This window comes from Nonomuraea recticatena, from assembly GCF_039533245.1.
GTDB lineage: Bacteria > Actinomycetota > Actinomycetes > Streptosporangiales > Streptosporangiaceae > Nonomuraea > Nonomuraea roseola.
On the sequence record NZ_BAAATE010000039.1, the window covers coordinates 35,262 to 57,890 of the forward strand.

24 protein-coding genes are annotated in these 22,629 nt (G+C 72.2%); 13 read left to right on the forward strand and 11 right to left on the reverse strand.

What is annotated here, in order from left to right:
* Positions 1 to 4: 4 nt before the first annotated feature.
* Genes ABFX50_RS43295 through ABFX50_RS43310 form a run of 4 tightly spaced genes read left to right on the forward strand, consistent with a single transcriptional unit; the run spans position 5 to position 3,112 of the window.
* Positions 5 to 751 carry a sugar isomerase domain-containing protein gene (locus tag ABFX50_RS43295; protein WP_346155095.1) on the forward strand — a complete coding sequence of 249 codons (747 nt, stop codon included), beginning with the start codon at positions 5 to 7 and terminating at the stop codon, positions 749 to 751.
* Positions 748 to 1,845, forward strand: coding sequence for a hypothetical protein (locus ABFX50_RS43300; RefSeq protein ID WP_346155096.1), 1,098 nt, complete (start codon positions 748 to 750; stop codon positions 1,843 to 1,845). The genes ABFX50_RS43295 and ABFX50_RS43300 overlap by 4 nt, the downstream gene beginning before the upstream one ends.
* On the forward strand, positions 1,845 to 2,903 hold the full coding sequence (locus ABFX50_RS43305; RefSeq protein ID WP_346155097.1) for an N-acetylglucosamine kinase: 1,059 nt from the start codon (positions 1,845 to 1,847) through the stop codon (positions 2,901 to 2,903). Before ABFX50_RS43300 ends, ABFX50_RS43305 begins: the two co-directional genes overlap by 1 nt.
* Before the next feature lie 50 nt (positions 2,904 to 2,953).
* Positions 2,954 to 3,112, forward strand: coding sequence for a DUF418 domain-containing protein (locus ABFX50_RS43310; RefSeq protein WP_346155098.1), 159 nt, complete (start codon positions 2,954 to 2,956; stop codon positions 3,110 to 3,112).
* A 17-nt stretch (positions 3,113 to 3,129) separates the two neighbouring features.
* Here the strand turns inward: ABFX50_RS43310 and ABFX50_RS43315 are convergent, their stop codons facing one another.
* Positions 3,130 to 4,221, reverse strand: coding sequence for a GlxA family transcriptional regulator (locus ABFX50_RS43315; protein ID WP_346155099.1), 1,092 nt, complete (start codon positions 4,219 to 4,221; stop codon positions 3,130 to 3,132).
* A 304-nt stretch (positions 4,222 to 4,525) separates the two neighbouring features.
* Here ABFX50_RS43315 and ABFX50_RS43320 point away from each other — a divergent pair, with 304 nt between their 5' ends.
* A complete protein-coding gene (locus ABFX50_RS43320; RefSeq protein WP_346155100.1) occupies positions 4,526 to 4,678 on the forward strand; it encodes a hypothetical protein in 153 nt (50 codons plus the stop codon).
* Positions 4,679 to 4,709: 31 nt separating this feature from the next.
* Positions 4,710 to 5,051 carry a hypothetical protein gene (locus tag ABFX50_RS43325; RefSeq protein WP_346155101.1) on the forward strand — a complete coding sequence of 114 codons (342 nt, stop codon included), beginning with the start codon at positions 4,710 to 4,712 and terminating at the stop codon, positions 5,049 to 5,051.
* Between the two features lie 30 nt (positions 5,052 to 5,081).
* Here ABFX50_RS43325 and ABFX50_RS43330 read toward each other — a convergent pair whose 3' ends face one another.
* Entirely contained in the window at positions 5,082 to 6,050 is a 969-nt protein-coding gene (locus tag ABFX50_RS43330; RefSeq protein ID WP_346155102.1) for a LuxR C-terminal-related transcriptional regulator, read from the reverse strand.
* 430 nt (positions 6,051 to 6,480) lie between these two features.
* On the reverse strand, positions 6,481 to 7,413 hold the full coding sequence (locus ABFX50_RS43335) for a helix-turn-helix transcriptional regulator (RefSeq protein ID WP_346155103.1): 933 nt from the start codon (positions 7,411 to 7,413) through the stop codon (positions 6,481 to 6,483).
* Positions 7,414 to 7,492: 79 nt separating this feature from the next.
* Between ABFX50_RS43335 and ABFX50_RS43340 the strand changes: the two genes are divergently transcribed.
* The 5 genes from ABFX50_RS43340 (at position 7,493) to ABFX50_RS43360 (ending at position 12,450) form a co-directional block, all read left to right on the forward strand.
* The gene (locus tag ABFX50_RS43340) at positions 7,493 to 7,900 is read left to right on the forward strand and encodes a VOC family protein (protein ID WP_346155104.1); all 408 of its coding nucleotides are present in this window, start codon (positions 7,493 to 7,495) and stop codon (positions 7,898 to 7,900) included.
* Positions 7,897 to 8,439 (forward strand): YdeI/OmpD-associated family protein, encoded by a 543-nt coding sequence (locus ABFX50_RS43345; protein WP_346155105.1) that lies wholly within the window; start codon positions 7,897 to 7,899, stop codon positions 8,437 to 8,439. The genes ABFX50_RS43340 and ABFX50_RS43345 overlap by 4 nt, the downstream gene beginning before the upstream one ends.
* A gap of 181 nt (positions 8,440 to 8,620) precedes the next feature.
* Positions 8,621 to 9,130 (forward strand): hypothetical protein, encoded by a 510-nt coding sequence (locus tag ABFX50_RS43350; RefSeq protein ID WP_346155106.1) that lies wholly within the window; start codon positions 8,621 to 8,623, stop codon positions 9,128 to 9,130.
* Between the two features lie 134 nt (positions 9,131 to 9,264).
* Positions 9,265 to 10,767, forward strand: coding sequence for a bifunctional metallophosphatase/5'-nucleotidase (locus ABFX50_RS43355; RefSeq protein ID WP_346155141.1), 1,503 nt, complete (start codon positions 9,265 to 9,267; stop codon positions 10,765 to 10,767).
* 243 nt (positions 10,768 to 11,010) lie between these two features.
* Positions 11,011 to 12,450, forward strand: coding sequence for a hypothetical protein (locus ABFX50_RS43360; protein WP_346155107.1), 1,440 nt, complete (start codon positions 11,011 to 11,013; stop codon positions 12,448 to 12,450).
* Positions 12,451 to 12,463: 13 nt separating this feature from the next.
* Here the strand turns inward: ABFX50_RS43360 and ABFX50_RS43365 are convergent, their stop codons facing one another.
* From ABFX50_RS43365 to ABFX50_RS43390, 6 genes are read right to left on the reverse strand one after another with little or no spacing between them, the layout of a single operon-like run.
* Positions 12,464 to 13,207, reverse strand: coding sequence for an ABC transporter ATP-binding protein (locus tag ABFX50_RS43365; protein ID WP_346155108.1), 744 nt, complete (start codon positions 13,205 to 13,207; stop codon positions 12,464 to 12,466).
* Positions 13,204 to 14,130 (reverse strand): ABC transporter ATP-binding protein, encoded by a 927-nt coding sequence (locus ABFX50_RS43370; RefSeq protein ID WP_346155109.1) that lies wholly within the window; start codon positions 14,128 to 14,130, stop codon positions 13,204 to 13,206. Before ABFX50_RS43370 ends, ABFX50_RS43365 begins: the two co-directional genes overlap by 4 nt.
* A gap of 2 nt (positions 14,131 to 14,132) precedes the next feature.
* Entirely contained in the window at positions 14,133 to 14,984 is an 852-nt protein-coding gene (locus ABFX50_RS43375) for an ABC transporter permease (protein ID WP_346155110.1), read from the reverse strand.
* Positions 14,984 to 15,928 carry an ABC transporter permease gene (locus ABFX50_RS43380; protein WP_346155111.1) on the reverse strand — a complete coding sequence of 315 codons (945 nt, stop codon included), beginning with the start codon at positions 15,926 to 15,928 and terminating at the stop codon, positions 14,984 to 14,986. Before ABFX50_RS43380 ends, ABFX50_RS43375 begins: the two co-directional genes overlap by 1 nt.
* A complete protein-coding gene (locus ABFX50_RS43385; RefSeq protein WP_346155112.1) occupies positions 15,928 to 17,544 on the reverse strand; it encodes an ABC transporter substrate-binding protein in 1,617 nt (538 codons plus the stop codon). The genes ABFX50_RS43380 and ABFX50_RS43385 overlap by 1 nt, the downstream gene beginning before the upstream one ends.
* 22 nt (positions 17,545 to 17,566) lie before the next feature.
* Complete coding sequence (locus tag ABFX50_RS43390; protein ID WP_346155113.1) at positions 17,567 to 19,201, reverse strand: amidohydrolase; 1,635 nt, start codon at positions 19,199 to 19,201, stop codon at positions 17,567 to 17,569.
* A 108-nt stretch (positions 19,202 to 19,309) separates the two neighbouring features.
* Between ABFX50_RS43390 and ABFX50_RS43395 the strand changes: the two genes are divergently transcribed.
* Positions 19,310 to 20,008 (forward strand): TetR/AcrR family transcriptional regulator, encoded by a 699-nt coding sequence (locus ABFX50_RS43395; protein ID WP_183642181.1) that lies wholly within the window; start codon positions 19,310 to 19,312, stop codon positions 20,006 to 20,008.
* A 42-nt stretch (positions 20,009 to 20,050) separates the two neighbouring features.
* Here ABFX50_RS43395 and ABFX50_RS43400 read toward each other — a convergent pair whose 3' ends face one another.
* Both ABFX50_RS43400 and ABFX50_RS43405 read right to left on the reverse strand, forming a co-directional pair.
* Positions 20,051 to 20,248 carry a ferredoxin gene (locus ABFX50_RS43400; RefSeq protein ID WP_346155114.1) on the reverse strand — a complete coding sequence of 66 codons (198 nt, stop codon included), beginning with the start codon at positions 20,246 to 20,248 and terminating at the stop codon, positions 20,051 to 20,053.
* Positions 20,249 to 20,321: 73 nt separating this feature from the next.
* Positions 20,322 to 21,536 carry a cytochrome P450 gene (locus tag ABFX50_RS43405; protein ID WP_346155115.1) on the reverse strand — a complete coding sequence of 405 codons (1,215 nt, stop codon included), beginning with the start codon at positions 21,534 to 21,536 and terminating at the stop codon, positions 20,322 to 20,324.
* Between the two features lie 225 nt (positions 21,537 to 21,761).
* Between ABFX50_RS43405 and ABFX50_RS43410 the strand changes: the two genes are divergently transcribed.
* On the forward strand, positions 21,762 to 22,403 hold the full coding sequence (locus tag ABFX50_RS43410) for a TetR/AcrR family transcriptional regulator (protein ID WP_346155116.1): 642 nt from the start codon (positions 21,762 to 21,764) through the stop codon (positions 22,401 to 22,403).
* Positions 22,404 to 22,629: the final 226 nt, after the last annotated feature.

Genomic DNA, 22,629 nt, shown 5'->3' on the forward strand with positions numbered 1-22,629 from the left:
CCCTGTGGACCTTGTGACAGCCTTCGCCGACGAGGCGCGCAGACGCACCGACGAGCTGGTGACCGGCCAGCTGCCCGCCATCAGGAGGGCGGGGGCGCTGATCGCCGAGGCGGTGCTGGCCGGAGGGGTGGTGCACGCCTACGGCACCGGCCATTCCGAGGCGGCGGCGCTGGAGCTCGCGGGACGGGCGGGCGGGCTGATTCCCGCCAACCGGCTCGCCCTGCGCGACCCCGTGGTGCTGGGCTCGGCGAAACCCGGTGACGTCGACCCCTTGGCCGAGCGGGACCCGAGCACCGCCCACCGGGTGCTGGCCCTGCACACGATCGAACCCGCCGACGTCTTCATGATCGCCTCCAACTCCGGCGGCAACGGCTCGACCGTGGAGATGGCGAAGCTGGTCAAGCAGCGCTCGCTGCCGCTCATCGCGATCACGTCCATGGCGCACACGAGCGCGATCACCTCGCGCCACCCTTCGGGCGAGCGGCTGTTCGAGCTGGCCGACGTCGTGATCGACAACCTCGCCCCGTACGGCGACGCGGTGCTGGAGACCGAGCACGGTCCGGTGTGCGGCATCTCCTCGATCACCTCGGCGCTGGCCGTCCAGCTGATGGTGGCGGAGGCGATCGGCCTGCTGGGCGCGGCGGGAATGGTCCCGCCCACCTACCTGTCCGCCAACATCCCCGGCGCCGACGCGCACAACGAGGCGCTGCAGGCGCGGTACGCGGGGCGGATCAGGATCGGTGCGCTGTGACGCTGACGATCGCGGCCTTCTGGCCGCCGCCTCCGCACGAGACCACGGTGGCGCGCTACCGCGAGATCGCCGACGCGGGCATCGACCTGGTCATCACCGGCAACTACCTCAACGACACGATCATCATCGGGCACGCGCTGTCCTGCGCCGACGAGGCGGGTCTGGAGGTGCTGGTCGCCTCCGACCCGCGCGTCGAGGTGCTCATGCGGGACCTGGACCCCGGCGAGGAGCAGACCAGGGCGCTCATCGGCAGGGTGATCGACGACTACCGCGGCCACCGCTCCTTCCGCGGCATCAGCCTGATGGACGAGCCGCTGCCCGACCGCTTCGAGCGCCTGGCGACGGGGGTGTCCGTGGTGCGCTCGCTGGGCCGGCTCGCCTACGTCAACCTCTTCCCGAGCCATGCCACCGGCCCCTACGACGCCTACGTGGGTGACTTCGTCTCGACCGTCCGCCCTGCCCTGCTCTCCTTCGACCGCTATCCCTTCCTGTCCTCAGGCGAGGACGCCGGCTACTTCGCCGACCTGGCCACGATCCGCGACCACGCCGCCAGAGCGGGCGTGCCGGCCTGGATGTACGTCCAGACGCTCGCCTACGACGGGCACCGGGCACCCACCGCCGCCGAGATCGCCTGGCAGGTCAACACGGCGCTGGCCTACGGCTACACCGGCGTCCAGTACTTCACCTACTGGACCCCCGACCCTTCACGCGGAGAGGGCTTCCAGCCCGCCCTGATGGACGGCGGGCGGCCCACCGAGCGCTACGGCGTCGTGCGCGACCTCAACACCCGCTGGCTGCGGCCGGTGGGCGACGAACTGGCGCGGCTGCCGTGGACGTCGGCGGGCCACACGGGCCCGCCGCCCGCCGGAGCGCGCCCCCTGGAGGATGGCGTCGTCGTCGGAGGCGAGGTCGTGGTGGGCAGGTACGGCGCGCGGCACCTGTTCGTGTGCAACGCCCGCCACGACGCCAGCACCGAGGTCACGCTGGCCGCCAGGGCCGCCGCCTTCGACCCGGCCACCGGCTCCTACCAGCCGGGCGCCTCCACCTTCCCGCTCGCTCCCGGCGCCGCACGCCTGGTGCGCCTGGAGTCCTGATGCTCTTCGCCGGCGTCGACGCGGGCGGCACCTCCACCCGGGTCGCGGTGCACACCGCCTCGGGCGCCAGGGTGGGCTACGGCACGGCGGGCGGCGGCAACCCCAGCGCGCACGGGCCCGCGGCGGCGGGCGAGGCGATCGCGGCGGCTCTGCGCCAGGCGATCCACGGCCTTCCGCCTGACTCGGTGACCGCCTCGGTGGCCGGTGTGGCCGGCTCGGACGACGGGTTCGCCGCCGTGCTGCGCCGCGTCTGGGCCGAGCAGGGGCTGACCCACTCCCCCAGGCTGGTCAGCGACGTGGACGTCGCCTACGCCGCGGGCACGCACGCGCCGTCGGGCACGCTGTTGCTGGCCGGGACGGGGGCGGCCGCCGCCAGGTTCACCGCCCGTGAGATCGACGGCGTCGCCGACGGGCTCGGGTGGTTGCTGGGCGACGAGGGAGGCGGCTTCTGGATCGGGCGGGCCGGGGTGCGGGCCGCCGTCCGCGAGCTGGACAGGGGCTCGCCCGGCGGCCCGCTCGTGGAACTGGTCACGCGACGCTTCGCCGTGGCGGGGCCGCCCCGGCGGCGGGCCGACCAGATCGTCAGGATGGCGCAGGCCGACAGGATGACGCTGGCCGCCAGCGCCCCTCTGGTCGGGCAGGCCGCCGAGCTGGGCGACCCGCGCGCCCGCGAGATCGTCCGCGAGGCCGCGGAGCGCCTGGTGGCCTCGGCCGTCCGGGTGCATCGCGCGGGGCCGGTCGTGCTGGCGGGAAGCGTCCTGACCAGCGAGGGTCCGGTCCGCCGGGCCGTACTCGGCCTGCTGGAGGGACAGGACCCCGCGCGGTGCGTCGTCACCGCGCGGGACGCGGCGGGCGCGGCGAGCTGGCTCGCCGCACTCGAGCGGCTGGGCGAGGACGCGGCGGTGCGCGCGCACCCGCGGTTCACCTGCGGACCGCCCGCCGAGACGCTCCCCGCACCTCATCGTCTCCTGGCCGGGGCTGACACGCTCGTACGGAAGGAGGATGCCCCCGCGCCTTTTCGGAGGATGCCGTTCCGGGCGCGGCCCGGCCAGCCTTGACCGCATGACAGCCAGAGAACCGACGCGGTCGGGCGCGCCCCCGGTGCGGCGTGTCCACGAGGTCGATACCGCCTCTGGGCGTCGTCGCGATCGCGGTGGCCATGTACGCGGTCCTGCTCGCACTCAGTGCCTGGTGGCTGCGCGAGCACCGCTACGGCCCGGTGGAACACCTGCTGCGGCGCCTCACCGAAGGGCGGCGCCACCGTTGAACGGCTGAGGCCCGCTGTCACGAGCCGGTCCGCCAAGGGCTGCGCCGGTGGTGAGCGTGGCGGTAGGCGCGAGGAGAGACACCGTGCCGCTTCATGAACTGTTCGCGCAGGACGCCGTCCGAACGGAACCCCACCTTATGCGCGACCGTCCGGATCGGCAGATCGGTGGCCTCCAGCAGCTCCTCGGCCCGGTCGAGCCGCTGGTCGCGCAGCCAGGCGTGCGGGGTCGTGCCCATCGCGGCCCGGAAGTGGCGGGCGAAGGTGCGGGGGCTCATCAACGCGTGCCTGGCCAGATCGGTCACCGACAGCCGCTGTTCGAGCCGGGCGGCGGCCCAGGCGAGCACATCGGCGAGGCGGGCGTCGCCGTGGTCGCCGGTGTCGCACTGCGTGGCCTGACCCGCCGGTGCGGGCACGTAGTACACCTGGCCGCTCTCCCTGCGCGAGGTCACCATGGCCTCGCCCGCCACGGTGGTGGAGACGAAGGTGCCGTGCTCGCGGCGCAGCAGGTGGAGGAGCATGTCCATGCCCGCGGCGGCGCCCGCGCCCGTCACGAGCCGGCCCTCGTCGACGTACAGCGACTCCGACCGCACGTCGATCTCGGGGTGCCGTTCGGCCAGCTGCCCGGCCAGAGACCAGTCCGTGGTGGCCCTGCGGCCGGCGAGCAGACCGGTGTCGGCCAGGAGGAACGTGCCTGTGTCGTACGCGGCGACGATCGCGCCGCGGCGGTGGGCGGCCGTGATCGCCTCCCTGGCCGGCCGGCGCAGCCTGAGCGGCCTGCTGTCGCTGGGCAGCAGGATCACCAGGTCGGCGCCCTTCATCACCTCAGGGCGGTGCTCCACCTGCAGGACCAGGCCGATGTCGGTCCTCAGACAACCGAGGTCGTCGCCGCAGACGGTGAGGTCGAAGGCGGGCAGGCCCATGGCCGTACGGTCGACGAACATGTTGGCCACCACGCTGAGCCCGAACGAGCTCGCGCCTGGCATGACGTAGGCGACCACGCTGCGGAAGGGCGCCGGTGGTGCGGCGCTCCTCAGGTCAGGCCCGCGACGGTCGTCCGGTCGCGCGCAGGTGCGGGAGTGGGATCGGGATGCGGAGACAGATCTGATCACGCCATCATCTCCTCGAGGTGTTCGCGCTGCGGGGTCGCGGGGAAGGGCCGATGCGGCCTATCTCATCAGGAGACGACCCTCGGGGAAGGGCTCGCGGGCCTCGGGCGGCTGGCAACATGCGGCCACGGCGGGATCCGGCCAGCGAGAGGGCCGGGCGGGCACGGCGGCGGAGCGCGGAGCCTCCGGCGCGGGGCTGGCCGCATGAGGACCAGGCCGCAAGAGGACGCAGGTCCTGCTTCCGGCGCGCGGGCGGCTGCGGCGAGACTTGCCCCATCGACATGGAGCGACGGACGAGGGAGTGCGTATGAAGCCGTTGGCTCGCGCCGGAGTGGTCCTGGCAGCGGTGTTCACGCTCGTCGCGGGAGGCGGGCCGGGCCTGGCCGACGCGGTCGAGCCCGACCCTGGCACCGACCCCGGCACCGGCGAGGTGATAACCGACGGCAACATCTGGGGCTGATCGGCGCGGCGCCCGCGAAGGAGCCGGTGCGATGTATGTGATCACCACCCGCCTGCTGGCCACCGAGTGTGGCGTCTCCCCTGTGGCTCAGGACCTGCTGCGCGAGTCACTCCGCCAGGCGACCAGGACCGGGGGCTCGGGTCTCGAGCACGTGTGGCTCCGCAGCGACCAGGAGGGGGTCTCGCTCGTGCTCTTCCTGGTCTCGGGCTGCCTCGCCGACGCCGAGGACACGGCGTTCGTCACGATCAGCAGGATCCTCGACACCCAGGGCGAGTTCGCCGGCTGGACGCTCGCCCATCAGAGCGCGGACCTGATCGTCCTCGCGCTGGACGCGATGATGTTCAGGCCGCCACCCCGCACAGATTTCAGATAGGCGGTGCGGACGGCCCGCCGGGGCGCGGGCTCAGATCCATTTCCTCTCCGCGGCGCGTGCACCGGCCTCGAAGCGGCTGCGGGCGTCGAGGCGCTTCATGATGTCGGCCATCATCCGCCTGATGGTCCGCGGCGAGAGACCGAGCTGACGGCCGGCGCCCTCGTCGGTGAGCCCGGCCATGAGTAACCTGAGCAGCTCGCGCTCCTGGCGGCTGAGGCCGGGGTCGTCCCCCGCGGGCCCCGCGGGCTCGGCGTCCAGCGGGGCGGCGCCCGCCCAGAACTGCTCGAACAGCGCGAGCACGGCCGTCAGCGTCCCGCGATCGGTGACCTGCACCGCTCCTGCCGCGCTGTGGTGCGGGTCGATGGGCAGCAGGGCGACCCGCCGGTCGTAGATGAGCATGCGCAACGGGAGCGCCGGCGCGGTGCGCACCTGCGCGCCCGCCTCGGTCAGCCACCGGAGGTAGGCCAGGGTGCCGGGATGACGGTGCGCGCTGTCGAGCGCGATGGTCCTGATGGCCACGCCGCGCTCGAGCACCTGCTGGTCGATGAGCATCGCGGCCTTGATCAGCTCGGCGTCCTGCGGGCCGCCCGGCATGAAGGTCGCGACCTCGGCCGTGGCACGTGAAGCCAGCTGCTCGATCCTGGCCTGGATGGCGTCCATGCCCCGCAGCGGCTCGCAGCTCGGACCACTCATGCCCGGCCCCGAGTACTCGCTGACCAGCTGGCTGATCGCGGTCCTGCTCTCCGCCAGCTGGTGCTGTTGGCGCAGCAGCTCCGCCTGCTGCCGCTCGAGGAGCAACTGCAGGCCGACGTCGGGTTGGACGGGACGCAGCGTGCCCGGCGACTCCCATGAGGGGCGCAGCAGGGCGAGCTCGGCCAGCCGGTCCAGAGCCAGGCGGATCTCGTCAGGAGAGACGGCCAGCTCTCGGGCGATCCCCTCGATGTCGAGATCGTTGTTCGTCAGGAGAAGTCGGTAGGTGTTCTCGGCCAGTGTGTCCAAGCCAAGAGCCTCGAGCATCCTCGGCCCCCGCAACATAATGATCGAGTCGTGTGCGTCACGCGTCAGAGGCGTCACCCCTTCCGCGCCACCTGCGCAGGCTCCCCCTGGGCTCGTGCAGGCGCGTCGCGTGCGGCGTCGCCGCGGATCAGAGCGTCCTTCCTCAAGCCGTGTCCGTCCAGAAAATAAACCATGGCGGGGCTGATCCGACAGTGCCCAGACTGCCAGCAATCGCGGTTTTTCCGCCATCTGCCCGCCCCTGGACGGCTGCCCGGCGGCGTGCGGCACCGCCTCCACGCTCCCTTCGTCGCCCTTGACCTGCGCGAACCTTCCCCTCGTCCGGGTCACCCTGCCCCCCAGGGGCAGCCGAGCCTTTTTCGCCAAGATCCCGGATCGTCGGGAATCTTGGCGAGTCCAGGCGACCGGCCGGGCGTCAGGCGTTGGCGTAACGGGTGGCCAGGCTGTGCAGGAGGTCGCGCAGCTCCGGCGGGTCCAGGACGGTGAACGGCACACCGAGGGTGCCGAGGAAGGCGGCCAGGTTGTGCAGGGATTCGCCGCCCGTCTCCAGCACCCCGTCGTCGTGCAGGAGGCCGGCGGTGGGCGGCAGGAGCTCCGACAGCTGCGACAGAGGGGCGTGCAGGCGGACGCGGGCCGGGTACCTCCACGCCGTCGAGGCGACGCCACGCACGACATGGGTGGCGGCGTCGCTCGGTGGACGGCGGGGCGTGAAGCGCGGCCCGTTGGGCGTGCGGGGGCGGATGCGGTCGGCGCGGAAGGTCCGCCAGTCGGCGCGGCCGGTGTCCCATGCCAGCAGGTACCAGCGGCGGCCGGTGTAGACGAGGCGGTGGGGCTCCGCCGTGCGCGCGCTCGCCGTACCGTCGTGCCCCTCGTAGTCGAAGCGCAGCTGCTCGTGATCGCGGATGGCGGCGGCGATGACGGTGAGGGTTTCGGCGTCGACGGTGGGGCCGCGGCCCGCGACCGACACGGTGGCCGCCCCCAGGGCGTCGATGCGGCGCCGCAGCCGTGAGGGCAGCATCTGCTGGAGCTTGGTGAGGGCGCGCAGCGAGGTCTCCTCGATGCCGGTGACCGTGCCGCTGGCCGCCGCGTGCAGGCTGACGGCCACGGCCACCGCCTCCTCGTCGTCCAGGATCAGCGGGGGCAGGGCCGCGCCCGCGCCCAGCCGGTAGCCGCCCGCCGTACCGGTGGTGGACTCGACGGTGTAGCCGAGGATGCGCAGCCGCTCGATGTCGTTGCGCACGGTCCTGGTGGTCACGTCGAGCCGGTCGGCCAGTTCGCGGCCCGGCCAGTCGGGACGCGACTGCAGCAGGGACAGCAGGCGCAGGAGCCGGACGGAGGTTTCCAACATTTCCTCAGTCTGCCAGGCGCTGAGGAAACGCACGTTCCTCAACGCCTCCTATGGTTTGAACAGAGGAAAGGAGCAACACATGTTGCGAGGACCGGCGACCGTCAACATCTGGGCCGACGACATGGAGGCCGCCAGGAAGTGGTACGCGGAGCTGCTGGGCGTCGAGCCGTACTTCGAGCGCCCCGGTAACGGGCTGCCGGCCGCCTACTACGAGTTCAGGATCGGCGACTACCAGTCCGAACTCGGCATCATCGACAGGCGATACGCCCCGCCCACGGCCGCGGACTCCCCCGGAGGCGCGGTCATCCACTGGCACGTCGACGACGTGCAGGGCGCGCTCGACCGGCTGCTGTCCCTGGGGGCCACGCCGTACATGCCGCTCACTGAGCAGGGCCCCGGCTTCGTCACCGCCTCCGTCGTCGACCCGTTCGGCAACGTGCTCGGCGTCATGTACAACCAGCACTACCTGGAGATCCTGGGCCGATGATGCACTTCGCGGACGCCGCCGAATGGGAGTCGTGGCTGGCCGGGCACCACGGTGACGAGGGCGGCGCCTGGCTCAAGATCGCCAAGAAGGGGTCGGCCTTCACCTCGGTCACGATCGCCCAGGCGCTGGAGGTCGCGCTGTGCTACGGCTGGATCGACAGCCAGCGCAAGGCCCTGGACGAGCACTTCTACCTGCAGCGCTACTCCCGCCGCCGCAAGGGCAGCCCGTGGTCGCGGGTGAACGTGCAGACGGTGGAGGCGCTGACCGCCGCCGGGCGGATGCGGCCGCCCGGCCTGGCCGAGGTCGAGGCCGCCCAGGCCGACGGCCGGTGGGCGGCGGCCTACACCGCCCAGCGCAACGCCACCGTGCCGCCCGACCTGTCCGAGGCGCTGGCGGCCCGCCCCGAGGCCGCCGCCCGCTTCGAGGCGCTCGACAAGACCGGCCGTTACCTGCTGATCCTGCCGCTGCTGAAGGCCAGGACCCCGGCCGGGCGCGCGGCCCGCGTGCGGAAGGCGATCGCGGAGCTGGCCGGCGGGTGAGAGGCGCCCGGGAGCATCCCGGCCGGCGGTCTCCGCAGGCGGAGCCGATGATCGTCGTGCCGGCGGGCCTACCGGGGACCTCCCCTGACCGCTTGGGGCGTGGAGTCGATCCCCCGTGCGGGGGATCGGCTCCACCTCTGGTGGGAGTCGCGAGCCGGGGCCGGATGACAGCCTCGTGGACATGACGAAGCCTTCGACCGCCGCCTGGGCCGGCGCCGCCGCCCTGGCCCCTTACGCCATGATGAAGACCTACTGGGCGTTCGGCGGAACCGCGGGCAAGCCCGCCGGTGACCTCGCCGCCCAGCTCGAGGCGAACGGCGCGCCCGACGTGCTGGTGTGGATGGAACGGCACGGTCTCGACTTCACCGCCGTCGGGGCGCTGGCCGCGATGCTGTTCCTGGCCGCGCTGGTGATGCCGTGGGGAGCCCGGCTGCCGCGCTGGAGCCTGCTGGTGCCCGGCTGGGCGGGTGCGCTGGCGTTGACGCCGTACGGGCTCGTCACCATGATCGCAGCACCGTTCGGTCTCACGGTGGGCGACGCCGAGGGCTGGTCGGCCTGGGTGGGGATCGTCGCGGGCCTGGCGTTCGCCGGGCTGGGAATCGCGCTCGGCGTATGCAGCCGGTCCTACCAGCGACGGACCAGGCGCGGCGCCGGGGACACGCGAGGCGCGGGGCCTGCGCCGACGGTGTGAGGCAGGGAGCCTCGGCGCGCCTGCGGTGATCCGACGGCACCATCAAGGACGCCCAGGGCAACACCCTCGTCGTCGGCGGCGCGCCCTACCTGGCCACGCACCTGAAGAACCTGCGGGCCGGCAAGGCCCACTCCATCACCTTCTCCACCGGTGACAACTTCAGCGGCTGGCCCGTGGAGGTCGCCCACCACGCCGACGAGCCGACGATCGAGTTCATGAACAAGGTCGGCACCAGCTTCACCACGGTGGGCAACCACGAGCTCGACCGGTCGCTGGAGTTCCTGCGCGACCACATGGGCAAGGGCGAGTGCTTCGGCGTGGTCGGCGAGGACAGCTGCTTCACCGACTCCGACGGCCACCCCTTCCAGGGCGCGACGTTCACCATCTCCACGGCCAACATCACCCGCAAGGGCTCCACCGAGCCGCTGTTCAAGCCGTACGTCATCAGGAAGTTCGGCAACGTGCGCGTCGGGTTCATCAACCTGACCACGCCCACCACCGTGGACGGCTCGACCTCCTACCAGCCGACGCTCGACAACCTGCCGCTGGTGGAGTCGGCCAACAAGTACGCCGCCGAGCTCAGGCACAGGGGCGTCAGGGCCATCGTGGTCAACATCCACGAGGGCGCGGCCGCGGGCAACGACTTCAACGGGTGCGGCGATTCCAAGGCGGGGCCGATCTGGGACTTCGCCAGGGACGCCTCCCCCGACATCGACGCGATCGTCACCGGCCACTGGCACGCGGCCTTCAACTGCTCGGTCCCCGACCCTGCGGGCAACCCGCGCCCCGTGGTCGAGGCCTCCAACCACGGGCGTCTGATCAGCGAGATCAACCTGAGGATCGACCCGCGCACCAAGGACGTGATCAGAGCGGCGACCACCTCGGTCAACCACGCCGTGACCAGGGACGTCCCGCCCGACCCCGAGATGGTCGAGCTGGTCGACCACTGGAATGCCAAGGAGAAGGAGACCTACGCCAGGCAGGTCGGCACCATCACCGGCGACGTGACCCGCACCCGTGACGCCGACGGCGAGAGCGCGCTCGGCAACCTCGTCGCCGACGTCGCCTACGCCGACTCGCAGAAGACCCAGGGCGGCGCCGCCGACCTCGCGATGGTGGCGGTCGCCCCGGTGAAGGGCTCCAACTCCCTGCGCGGCGACCTGCTGTACGCCAAGGGCGCCAACCCGGCCGACGCCGACGGGAGGGTGCTCTTCGGCGAGGCGTGGGCCACCTGGGGCTACGCCAACCCCATGCTGACCGTCTCGGTGAAGGGCGGCCAGATCGAGCAGGCCCTCGAACAGCAGTGGCAGACCCAGGCCAACGGGAGCGTCAGGTTCGCGCCGCTGGCGGTCTCGGGCAACGTCCGCTTCCGCTACGACACCACCAGGCCCGTGGGCGACCGGGTGCTGCCGGAGCACGTGCTGATCAACGATCAGCCGCTCGACCCGGCCAGGACCTACCGCCTGGCCGCCCTCGCCTACACCCTGCTGGGCGCCGACGGCTACACCGCCTTCGCCGGCCACACCGACGCGGTCCGCGGCGAACGGGACTACGAAGCCTTCCGCAACTTCCTCAGGAACGGCCCCGTCACCCCGCCCGCCCTCGACCGCGCCACCCCCGTCACCGCCGCCGGCTGACGGCCTCCCTGGGCCGGGCTGAGTCACGGTGCTCAGCCCGGCCGGAGCCGGGAGTCCCGCTCGCGCGAGGCGAGCACCGGCGTCGGCGAGGCCGGGCGGGATGGCCGGGGCCAACCGTCCCGCTTGGGCAATGTCCTCGCCAAGGAGCATGCGGGGGCGGTGTCCGAGCCGGACGGGGCGGGTAGGAGCTGCGCCTCAGCTCGGATCGGAGGCGCGCCTCCTGGCAGCACCCTGGAGTCCACCGTGACGGTCACGCGGCCTCGCATTCTGTCCGGTCTCGGCAGACCACAACGGTTCGCGCCGCGTCCTATCGTCCTGCTCGCGTTGGTCAGCTGCCTGTACGGCCTGGCGCAGCTGCTCCTCGTCTCCCCCCGGCTGGGGCTCGGCTGGGACGAGGCGGTCTACGCCAGCCAGTTCTCCTCCCACGCCCCGCCCGCGGTGTTCAGCGCGCCACGGGCGCAGGGGGTGCCGCTGCTGGTCGCGCCGGTGGTGGCGCTGACCGACTCGGTGCTCGTGCTGCGCCTGTACCTGACGGTGGTCTCCTCGCTGGCGCTGTTCGGCGCCTTCTCCGTCTGGCTGCGGATCCGGCCGGGCCGGCTGGTGCCTGTGGCGGCCCTGCTGTACGGCAGCAGCTGGCTGTCGCTCTTCTACGGCAACCAGGCCATGCCGAACGGGTACACCGCGCTGGCCGCCGTCGCGGCCGTCGGCTTCCTCCTCCTTGGCGAGCGGTCCCGCCTGGCGCCGGTGGGGCTGGCAGGCTCGCTGGCCGTCATGTCGCTGATGCGGCCCTCGGACGCGCTGGTCGCCGCGGTGCCGCTGGTGGTCACGGCGCTCGTCGGCCTGCGTGGGCGCCGGATCGTCACGCTGTCGGCGATCGCCGTGGGCCTGGCCGTGGGCTGGGGACAATGGGCGATCGAGGCGCAGTTGCGGTTCGGCGGCTTCGTCACCCGGCTCAAGGACGCGGGCGAGCACAACAGCACCGGCTGGAACGTGTCGATCGTCGAGCACGCCAGGGCCCTGGACGGTCCGACGCTGTGCCGGTTCGGCGCCGAGTGCGGCGCGGTGTCGCCGGTGGCGCTGACCTGGTGGCTCGCGATCCCGGTGATGACCGCGCTGGGCCTGTGGTCGGCCGGGCGCCGGCGCCACCTGTTCCCGATCGCGCTGGCCGCGGTCACCGGCCTGGCGATGGCGCTGCCGTACCTGTTCTACGTGGACTACGCCGCGCCCCGGTTCCTGATGCCCGCCTACGCTCTGCTGTCCTTGCCGATCGCGGAGGCCGTCGTGACGGGGGTGCGGCTGCGCCGTCCGGTCGCGGCGGTGGTGATCGTCGGGCTGGTGGCGCACGTGGCGCTCCAGGGCGCGTACGCCTTCCGCATGGCCGTCGTCAGCCATCGCGACCGGGAGGCGATCGACGCGGCCGTACAGGAACTGCGCCGGATGGGGGTGCGCCCACCCTGCATGATCTACGGCCAGTCGGGCGTCCAGATCGGCTACCACCTCCGCTGCCACTCCCATGGCATCATCCAGCGCTTCGCCTCACGCCCCCCGCTCCGCATCCAGCAGGCGTTGGAGCGAAAAGAGCAGGTGGTGATCGTGTACAAGAACCGCAGGCTGCCGTCGTACGTCATGACGTGGCGTGAGGCCGACCTGCCGGGCCCCTGGAAGGCCCGCTTCCCGGGCTGATCCCGGCCGCCGCCTAGAAGGCGTGCCGTGGCACGGAGTCCAGCAGGAGCCGCGTGTACTCGTGCTCGGGCGCGGTCAGCACCCGAGCCGTCGGCCCTGATTCGACGATCCGGCCGCGCCGCATGACCGCCACGTGGTCGGTGACGCAGCCGACCACGGCGAGGTCGTGCGTGATGAACAGGTAGGAGACGCCGCCAGCCGCGCGGATCTCGGCCAGCAGGCCGAGGATCTGCGCCTGGACCGAGACGTCCAGCGCCGCCACCGCCTCGTCCAGCACCAGCACCCGCGGCCGGACCGCCAGCGCCCTGGCGATCGCGACGCGCTGCCGCTGCCCGCCGGACAGCTCCCTGGGCAGCGCCGCCGCCTCGCGCGGGCCGAGACCGACCCTGTCGAGCAGCTCGGCGACCCTCGGCGCACTCGGCTCGCCCGGAAAGTGCAGGCGCAGGACCTCGGTCAGGGACTCCCGTACGGCAAGGCGCGGGTCGAGCGAGCCGAGGGGATCCTGGAAGACGATCTGGATCAGCCTCGCCCTGTCCCTGCGGCCGAGCGTCGCCAGCGGCCTGCCCGCCACGAGCACCGTGCCGGCGTCGGCCCGCTCCAGGCCGAGCAGCAGCCTGGCCGTGGTGGTCTTGCCCGAGCCCGACTCTCCGACCAGGCCGAGCGAGCCGCCCTCCGCCAGGTCGAAGGAGACCTCGTCCACCGCGGTGAACGTGCCGTAGCGCTTGCGCAGGCCCCGGACTTCGAGGTCGATGTTCACAGTTCCGCCTTCACACAGGCGACCCCGTCCACCAGGGGCGGGGCGGCAGCCGTACAGGAGTCCATGACGTGGGGGCAGCGAGGGGCGAAGCGGCAGCCAGGCGGCGCCGACAGCAGATCCGGCGGGCGTCCGGGGATCGCGGGCGGCAGCGTGCCCAGCGCGGAGACGCGCGGGGTGGCGGCGAGCAGGCCTGAGGTGTAGGGATGGCGCGGCTCGGCGAACAGCCGCCGCGTCGGCCCCGTCTCCACCATCCGTCCCGCGTACATCACGTAGACCCGGTCGCAGATCGTCGAGGCCAGTTCCAGGTCGTGGGTGATGAACAGCATGCCGGTCCGCATCCTGGCGCGCAGGTCGCGGAGCAGGCCGATGATCTCGGCCTGGGTGGTCACGTCCAGCGCGGTGGTCGGCTCGTCGGCCAGCAGCAGCCGGGGCTCCCCCGCCAGGGCCGCCGCGATCACCACGCGCTGGAGCATGCCGCCGGACAGCTCGTGAGGGTACTGGCGCACGCGCCGCTCCGGCTCGGACAGGCCGACCAGTTCCAGCAGCTCGACGGCTCTGGCCCTGGCCGCCTTGGCGCCGATCTCCTCGCGGAGGATCTCGGCGAGGAAGTCGCCGATCCGCCGGAAGGGGCTGAGCGCCGCGCGCGGATCCTGGTAGATCATCGCGGCCGAGTGGGTCCGGTGGCGGCGCAGCCCCGCAGGGGACATGGTCAGCACGTCGGCGCCGTCCATCCGGATCTCGCCCGAGATCAGCGCGTCCTTCGGCAACAGGCCGAGGACGGCCCGCGCGGTCAGGGACTTGCCGGAGCCCGACTCGCCGACCAGGCCGACGGTCTCGTTCGCGGCCACGGTCAGTGAGATGTGGTCGATCGCCGGGCGGGCGGTGCGCGGGAGCCGTACGGCGAGCTCGTCGATCTCCAGCACGGTCACCTCCTGGAGACGCGGTCGGCGAGGCTCTCGCCGACGATGTTGAAGGCGATCACGCTCAGCACGATGGCCAGGCCGGGTACGAGGATCGGGCCGAGCGCGCCCTGCAGCACGGCGGACTGGCCCTCGTTGATCATCGCTCCCCAGTCGGCGGCAGGCGGCTGCACGCCCAGGCCGAGGAAGGCGAGTCCGGCCAGGTCGAGCAGGGCGTAGCCGAAGTTGATCGTGGACTGGGCCAGGATCACAGGGGCGATGTTCGGCAGCAGGTGGCGCAGGCAGATGGCCAGGCCGCCGAAGCCCAGCGCCCGGTAGGCGGCGATGTAGGGACGGCCCATCTCGCCTCTGGCCACCCCGCGGACCAGGCGGCCCACGAACGGCGTGTAGGCGACGGCAAGGGTGATCATGGGGCCGATCTGGCCTGGGCCGTACATCGCGACCACCAGGATCGCCAGCAGCAGGCCGGGGAAGGCGAAGACCAGCTCCATCGATCGCGACAGCGCGGTGTCGACCCAGCCGCCGTGCCAGGCGGCGGTCAGTCCGACCAGGACGCCGAGCACCGTGGAGATGGCCACCACGCCCAGCGGTCCGAGCAGGCCGGTCCTGGCCCCGTAGATCACCCGGGAGAGCAGGTCGCGGCCGGAGGCGTCGGCGCCCAGCAGGTGGTCGCCGCCAGGTCCGGCCAGCGCGGCCGACAGGTCGACCGCGTCGGGGTCGGCCGGGGCGATGAGCGGAGCCAGCGCGGCGGCCAGGACCAGCAGTGCGATCACGGCGAGCGCGACCCTGAGCAGGCCGCCGCCTCTGCCCCTGCCGCCGAGACGGCGCAGTCCCGGCCTGACGGCGAAGGTCTCCATCAGCTCACCGCTCCCAGTCGCACGCGCGGATCGGCCAGCGGCGCGAGCAGGTCCACCACGAGGTTGGCGAGCACGAACACCGCCACGGTCAGCAGGGTCAGCGCCTGCACGACGGGGAAGTCCTTGACCGTCACCGAGTACTGCAGCAGCTGGCCCAGGCCGTTGACCCCGAACGCGGTCTCCACCAGCACGGTGGAGACCAGCAGGCCTGGCACGAGCAGGCCGCCGTAGGTGAGCGTCACGGTCATGGCGCCGCGCAGCACGTGCCTGCGGACGATGGTCGATTCGGGCACGCCCCTGCCGCGGGCCACCGTGACGTACTCCTGACCCAGCTGGTCGATCATCGCCGTGCGCGACACCCTGGACAGCACTCCGGCGAAGGTGAGCGCGAGGGCGACGGCGGGCAGCGCGAGGTGGTGCAGCCGGTCGGCCAGTCCCTCCCCCGCGCCGATGGAGGGGAACCAGCCGAGCTTCACCGAGAACAGCGCGATGAGCACGAACCCCAGCACGAAGGAGGGCGTGGCGACCGCGACCGAACTGCCCACCAGCACCGCCTTGTCGACCGCGCCTGGCCTGGTCGCGCTCCAGACGCCGAGCGCCACACCGAGGATCATGGTGAGCGCGAAGGCCATGGCGATCAGGGTGAGCGTGATGGGCGCGCGGGAGGCGATCAGCCCGCCCACGTCGGTGCGGAACTGCACCGAGCGGCCGAAGTCGCCGGTGAGCACGCCGCCGATCCAGTGCAGGTACTGCACGGGCAGCGGGTCGTCGAGCCGGTACTGCGCGCGGATGGCGGCGAGCGCCTCGGGGGTGGCCGACCGCCCGCTGAGCAGGAAGGTGGCAGGGTCGCCAGGGGCGAGCTGGAGGGCGCCGAACACCAGGATCGAGGACGCTCCGAGGATCGCGGCCATCCCGGCCAGCCGCCACAGCAGGAATCCGGCCATCAGCCCGCCGCCCCGATGTCGGCGGCCCACGGGTAGTAGAGGTAGGAGATGCTGGTGGGCGCGCCGGTGATGCGCTTGCCGAGGAACATCACGTTGTCGAGGTCGGCCAGCGGGATCCAGGGCAGCCGCGTGGCCACGCTCTCCTGGAGCTTCGCCGTCAGCCGCGCCCGTTCGACCCTGTCGAACTCGCCTTCGGCCGCGTCGACGAGCTTGTCGTAGGCGGGGTCGGAGAAGCCGCCGTAGTTCTCGAACTGCCCCGTCTGGAACAGGCCGTAGAGCTCCAGCGGGTCGGTGGCCGACAGGTACCAGAACGTGGGGAACAGGTCGATGCCCTTGCGCGCCTCGGGGTCGGAGAACAGCGCGGTGTAGGCGTCGGGGGCGACGGTCCGCACCTCGGCCGCCAGCCCGATCTCCTTGGCCGCCGCCTGTACCGCGTTGGAGATCACCGGGAACTCGGGCGCCGCGTTGGAGGTGGCGATCACGACCTTCCTGCCCTGCGCCCCTGCCTCGGCGACGAGCCTCCTGGCCGCCTCGACGTCTCGCCTGACGGCGGGCGCGGAGGGTCTGGCGTCCGCCGCGTTGCGCCAGGCCTGGACGGGACCTGGCACCAGCGTGGGTGCGCTGTGCTCGCCGAGGGCGGCCTTGACCAGGCCCTGCCTGTCGATGGCAAGGGAGAGCGCCTGCCGTACCCTCACGTCGGCGAGCGTGCCTGCGTTGAGGTCGGAGACGATCAGGTTCGCGGTGGTCAGGTTGGGACCGGCGTAGACGGTGCCCGCGCCCGAGGAGCGCAGCCGGGCGACGGAGGCGGCCGGGATCATGTAGCCGCCGTCGGCCTCACCGGTCACCAGGGCGTTGGTCCTGGCCGCCGTGTCCGGCACGAAGGTGAAGGTGACCTTGCCTGACCTGGCCCTGTCACCCCAGTAACCGTCGAAGCGGTCCAGCTGGATCGACTGGCCCTTGGTCCAGGCGCCGAGCTTGAACGGTCCCGTGCAGTCCAGGCCGCCGTCGGCGGTGCCGAACGCCTTGCCCCGCGCCTTGAGCGAGGCCGCGCTGACCACCGTGCCCGGCGAGGCGCCCATCTCCAGGGCGAACAGCGCGTCGGGTCTTCTGAACCTGACGGTCACCTCCATCGGGCCGGTCTTGGTGATCGACTGGACGTTGCGGAAGCTGGAGACCCAGTAGGAGCCGACCTTCTCGTCGAGGTGCCGGTTCAGGCTGGCCACCACGTCGTCGGCGGTCATCTCGGCGCCGCTGTGGAAGCGCACGCCCTTGCGAATCGTGTAGACGAGGGTCCTGGGATCGCGCTGGACGGCCTTCTCCGCCAGGCCCGGCTCCTCCTTGAGGTCCGGTGTCCAGCGCATGAGGCTCTCACAGACGTTGGACAGCACCATGTTCTGCGGATAGTCGAAGGCGTAAACGTAGTCGAGAGTCGGGGGTTCGGCGTAGGAGACCCAGGTGAAGGCGTCGATGTCGCCCTTGGGCTCGGGGGTGCCGGAGCTCAGGCCCCCGCCGGGCGGGGGCGCCGCGGTCCCGCCGCCGCCGCCGCCCCCGCCGCATGCCGCCGCCGTCACGGCCAGAGTGAGTACGGCGAGCGCTGTTCGCAGTCGTAGGCTCATGAGTCACGCCTTTCAGGGGTTGTCAGGCTTGGTGGACGAGCCGGCCCTCGACATAGGTCCTGACGACCCGGGTCGAGCCGATCTCCTCGGGCGGCCCGGCGAAGGGGTCGCGGTCCAGCACCACGAGGTCCGCGTACTTGCCCACTTCGACCGTGCCGGTGACGTCCTCGAGGTGGTTGATCCAGGCGCTGCCCGCCGTGTACGCGGTGAGCGCCTGCGCCAGGGTGAGCGCCTGCTCGGGCAGGAACGGCTCGCCTGGCTCGCCCTCGGGCACCGTCCTGTTCACCGCGACGTGCACACCCCACAGCGGGTTGGGACTGCTCACCGACCAGTCGCTGCCCGCTACCAGGCGAGCGCCCGCGCGCAGGAGGTCGCCGAAGGGGTACTGCAGGGCCGCGCGCTCGGCCCCGAGGAAGGGGATGGTCAGCTCGTCCATCTGGGGTTCGTGCGCCGCCCACAGCGGCTGCATGTTGGCGGCGGCGCCCACCTGCGCGAACCTGGCGATGTCGGCGGGGTGAACGACCTGCAGGTGCGCGAGGTGGTGGCGGTTGTCGTTGGCGCCGTTGGCCGTCCGCGCGCCGGCCAGCGCGTCGAGCGCCTCCCTGACCGCGCGGTCGCCCAGCGCGTGGAAGTGGATCTGGAAGCCGAGCGCGTCCAGCCGGCGAACCGCCTCCCGCAGCAGGTCAGGCTCCACGAAGCTGATGCCGCTGTTGGCGGTCGCGCAGCCGCAGCCGTCGAGGTACGGCTCCAGCATCGCCGCGGTGAAGTTCTCCGCGACGCCGTCCTGCATGATCTTGACGGTGGTGGCGTTGAACCGGCCGACCTGACCGGTCCTGCGCCGCTCGACCAGGTCGGGGATCTGTTCCAGGCCGCGCTCGCGGTCCCACCAGAGGGCGCCGACGACGCGGGCCAGCAGCTTCGACTCGCCGGCGGCGCGGAGGTAGGCGTCGTAGTTGTCGGGGTGGCCGGGGAAGGCGCCGATCATGGCGTCCTGCCAGCCGGTGACCCCCATCGAGAACAGGTGGGCCTGACCCGCGAGCAGACCGGCGTAGGCCTCCTCGGCGTTCGCCACCGGCACGTGCCCGCTCACCAGGGTCATGGCCCCCTCGTGCAGGGTGCCCTGCGGGGTTCCGTCCGGCTCCCGCTCGATCCGGCCGTCCACGGGATCGGGCGTGTCACGGTCGAGACCGGCCAGCCGCAGGGCCAGGGTGTTGGCCCAGGCGCCGTGCCCGTCGCGGTTGGTCAGCAGCGCGGGCCTGTCCGGCACCACCTTGTCGAGCATCTGCCTGGTCGGGGTGCCGCCGGGGAAGACGTCCATCGACCAGCCGCCGCCGTGGACCCACGTCCTGTCGGGGTGCGCCTCGGCGTAGGCGGCGATCACCGCGAGGTAGCCCTCGACGCTGTGCTCGGCCGACAGGTCGCAGCGGAGCATCTGACCGCCGCCGAAGGCCGGGTGGACGTGGGCGTCCTGGAAGCCGGCCATGAGCAGCCCACCGGCGAGGTCGACCACCTCGGTGTCGGGGCCGGCCGAGGCCCGCACCGTCTCCTGGTCGCCGACCAGCAGGACGCGCCCGCCGCCGACCGCGACCGCGGCCTCGACGGGGGCGTCGGCCGTGCCGGTGAAGACCCGCCCGCCGATGAAGATCGTGTCCACCATGACAGCACCTTCCGCTCACGCAGTGTTGGGGAGGAGTGAACGCGAGCGCAACATAGATGTCAACAGTGTTGCGCTACGTGGAGACCGAACCGATACACTGGTGCGATCATGGCGAAGACACCTGTGAGGACCAGGCGCTCGGGCAGCCAGCTCAGTCCCGAGGCCATCATCGAGGCCAGCCTGCGCATCGCCGCCAGGGGCAGCCAGGACGCGTTCACCGTGCGCCGCCTGGGCGAGGAGCTGGGCGCCGACCCCACGGCGATCTACCGGCATTTCCGCGACAAGGACGAGCTGCTGCTGTCGGTGGCCGACCGGGCCTACGGCGAGATCCTGGAGGGCATTCCCGACGGGCTCGGCTGGAAGGACCGGCTGCGAGCCCTGGCCGACGGCTCGTTGCGGGTGGCGCTGAAGTATCCGGCGGTGGCCTCCATCACCGCCAGCCGCACCACCAGGCGGATCAACGAGTTCAGGCTCGTCGAGTTCATCCTCGGGGCGGTCACCGAGGCGGGGCTCGACGGCGCCGACGCGGCGCTGTACTACCGGGCGGTGGCCGACGCCCTCCTGGCGTACGTGGGCCAGTCGGCCGCCTACGTGCTCTTCGCCCCCGAGATCAGGGCGGGCGACGAGTCGTCATGGGCGCGGGAGTACCGGATGGTCGACCCCGCGCGCTTCCCGGGGATCGCCCGCCTCGGCACGGAGCTGGCGCAGGTGAGCGCCGAGGCGGTCTTCGACGTCAGGGTGGAGGCTCTGATCGCCGCCATCGAGGCCAGGGCCGCGTCGCCGTCCGAGGACGCGACGCGGACCTGACGTGCGCGCCCGGGCGCCATGCGCCCACGGATGCGACCGGGTTCACGGCTCCACGAGGTGGATGGCGGCGGCCGGGCAGACCGCGGCGGCTTCGCGGACCGCGGCGTTCAGGGCCGGCGCTGGCGTCTCGGCCAGCAGCACCACGATGCCGTCCTCGTCACGCTGGTCGAAGACGTCGGGCGCGATCAGCACGCAAGGGCCTGCGCCGCAGCACTTGGCCTCGTCCACGGCGATGCGCATGCCGGGCTCCTCTCCGGTGGTCGGGGCCTGACGGTGTGACCCGTCCGGCCCATAGGGACTGCTCACCGCCTGGTCACCACCGCACCGGGATCTCGAGCAGCCCGCCGATGGCGAGCCCCTCCACGCGCTGGAGCTCCTCTGCGGGTACGGCCAGCTCCAGCGACGGCAGCCTGCGCAGCAGCACCTCCAGGACGACCTGCAGCTCCGTGCGGGCCAGCGCCTGGCCCAGGCAGGAATGGGGGCCGGCGCCGAAGGCCAGGTGCGGGTTCGGGCTGCGGCTCAGGTCCATCTCGTCCGCGTCGTCGAAGACCCTCTCGTCGCGGTTGGCCGCGGCCATGCTGCACACCACGGTGGTGCCGCGCGGCAACACCGTCCCGCTGACCTCGCTCTGCTCGCGCAGGTAGCGCGGCATGCCGAAGCCTGCGTTGGCGTCGAAGCGCAGCGCCTCCTCCACCGCGGTGCGCACCAGCGACGGGTCGGCCAGCAGCCGCTCCCAGCGGGTACGGTCGGCCAGCAGCATGCCGACCATCTTGCCGATCATGTTCGCCGTGGTCTCGTGCCCTGCGACCAGCAGCCCCATGCCGGTGGCCAGCAGCTGGATGTCGGACAGCCCGCCGTTGTCGGCATCCCCTGCCGCGATCAGCTCGCTGAGCAGGTCCTCACCCGGCTCGGCGCGCTTGGCGGCGATGTGGCCTGACATGTACTGCACGAACTCGGCCTGCGCCGCGTCGATCTCGGCCTGGCCGTAGCGGGTCAGGTTGAGCAGCGTGTCGGACCAGTAGGCGAACCGGTCCCGGTCGCCTGCGGGCACGCCGAGCATGTCGCAGATCACGTAGACCGGCAGCGGGAAGCCCAGGCCGGCCCTGAGCTCTCCCGGCTGGCCGCGCTCGACCATGTCATCGATGAGCTGTTCGGCCATCTGCGTCATCGCCGGCCGCAGGGCGGTCATCCGCTTGGCCGTGAACCACTTGCCGACCAGGCGCCGCCACCGCTGGTGCTCCTCTCCGCTGTCGGGGATGATCTGCGCCATCTCGCTGCTGAACAGCCCGCCCGACTCGTCGGCCGACAGCCTGGCCGCGTCGTCGGCGTTCAGCAGCCGGGTGAAGCGCGGATCGGCCAGCACCTGCCTGACGTCCTCGTACCGCGTGAGCAGCGTGGCCTGGTCGCCACTGGGCAGCTTCACCGGGGCCACCGGGCACTGCTGTCGCAGCTGCGCCCATTCGGCCGGCGGCTCCAGGGCCGTCTCGCTCGGGATCGGGTAGTTCAGGACCTGCTCGTTATGGCTCATTCGGTGTCTCCTCGGAACGGATCGTGTGTCGTCACCGGGATCTGCTTCGACGGCGGCGGCCTGTCGTAGCTCGACGTGCAGCGGCGTAACCGACCCTCGTCGCTGGGGTCGCCGCGGCGCCCGCGTACCAACAGCTGCCTCCGACCTCTTGCCGCCACGCTGCCTCAAGTTACCCTACAGATGTAGGAAATCCTACAGCTGTAGGGCGAAGGTAAGCTGAGAGACGTGGTCACGACCAGAGACAGCAACGCGCCGACGGGCGACCGGCGCGTGCGCCGCACCCAGGCGGCCCTGCAGCGCACGCTGATCCAGCTCGTCGAGGACCGGGACCTGTCCCAGATCAGCGTCGCCGACGTCGCCGAACGGGCCGGAGTGAGCCGCTCCACCTTCTACGACCACTATCGGGACGTGCATGAGCTGGCCGAGGCCGCCTGCACCGCGATGATCGACGACCTGATCGAGTCCCTGCCCTCCCCCGGCCCCGACTCGGCCGACCCGACGCAGGACGCGACCCAGTCACTGCGGGCCTTCTTCGCCAACCTCGCCGAGCACGCCGGCCTCTACCGCAGCCTGCTGGGGCCGCAGGGAAGCGCACGCGTCATCGACCACGTACGCCGGCGTACCACCGCGGCCATCCACGTCGCCGTGCGCAGGGCCGAGACCGGCGACGAACCACCGGCGCAGACCGCCGCGTCGATGGACATCCCCCACGACGTGCCCGCCGCGTTCACCGCCGGAGCGCTCATCGGCGTGGCCGTCGACTGGCTCCAGCGCGGATGCCTGCGGACACCGGCCGAGATGGCCGCCCTGACCTGGCCGCTCCTCACCGCCCTCTACCACGTCGACACCGACATGAGGCCCGGGTAGGAGCGTGCCGCCGATGCCGTCCTTGCCGTCCTTGCCGTCCTTGAGGGCGCAACCGCCGAGCGCGGCGGGTGCGGTGGCCCTGCGTTCCAGGCCTTCGCCGCCGGAGACGGGCTGACCTGAGCCGGTGCGGTGGTCAGCAGGACCAGCAGGCCAGCGAACAGATGGCGCTGCGCCTGGTTGCGGCCATCGCCCGCTTCTTCGCTGCGCAGGCGCGCTCCAGGACGGC

Coding starts and splice junctions, on each gene's coding strand:
- ABFX50_RS43305 (WP_346155097.1), top strand. CDS start 1,845: ATGCTCTTCGCCGGCGTCGACGCGGGCGGCACCTCCACCCGGGTCGCG.
- ABFX50_RS43320 (WP_346155100.1), top strand. CDS start 4,526: ATGAAGCCGTTGGCTCGCGCCGGAGTGGTCCTGGCAGCGGTGTTCACG.
- ABFX50_RS43325 (WP_346155101.1), top strand. CDS start 4,710: ATGTATGTGATCACCACCCGCCTGCTGGCCACCGAGTGTGGCGTCTCC.
- ABFX50_RS43335 (WP_346155103.1), bottom strand. CDS start 7,413: ATGTTGGAAACCTCCGTCCGGCTCCTGCGCCTGCTGTCCCTGCTGCAG.
- ABFX50_RS43340 (WP_346155104.1), top strand. CDS start 7,493: ATGTTGCGAGGACCGGCGACCGTCAACATCTGGGCCGACGACATGGAG.
- ABFX50_RS43345 (WP_346155105.1), top strand. CDS start 7,897: ATGATGCACTTCGCGGACGCCGCCGAATGGGAGTCGTGGCTGGCCGGG.
- ABFX50_RS43350 (WP_346155106.1), top strand. CDS start 8,621: ATGACGAAGCCTTCGACCGCCGCCTGGGCCGGCGCCGCCGCCCTGGCC.
- ABFX50_RS43375 (WP_346155110.1), bottom strand. CDS start 14,984: ATGGAGACCTTCGCCGTCAGGCCGGGACTGCGCCGTCTCGGCGGCAGG.
- ABFX50_RS43380 (WP_346155111.1), bottom strand. CDS start 15,928: ATGGCCGGATTCCTGCTGTGGCGGCTGGCCGGGATGGCCGCGATCCTC.
- ABFX50_RS43385 (WP_346155112.1), bottom strand. CDS start 17,544: ATGAGCCTACGACTGCGAACAGCGCTCGCCGTACTCACTCTGGCCGTG.
- ABFX50_RS43390 (WP_346155113.1), bottom strand. CDS start 19,201: ATGGTGGACACGATCTTCATCGGCGGGCGGGTCTTCACCGGCACGGCC.
- ABFX50_RS43395 (WP_183642181.1), top strand. CDS start 19,310: ATGGCGAAGACACCTGTGAGGACCAGGCGCTCGGGCAGCCAGCTCAGT.
- ABFX50_RS43400 (WP_346155114.1), bottom strand. CDS start 20,248: ATGCGCATCGCCGTGGACGAGGCCAAGTGCTGCGGCGCAGGCCCTTGC.
- ABFX50_RS43405 (WP_346155115.1), bottom strand. CDS start 21,536: ATGAGCCATAACGAGCAGGTCCTGAACTACCCGATCCCGAGCGAGACG.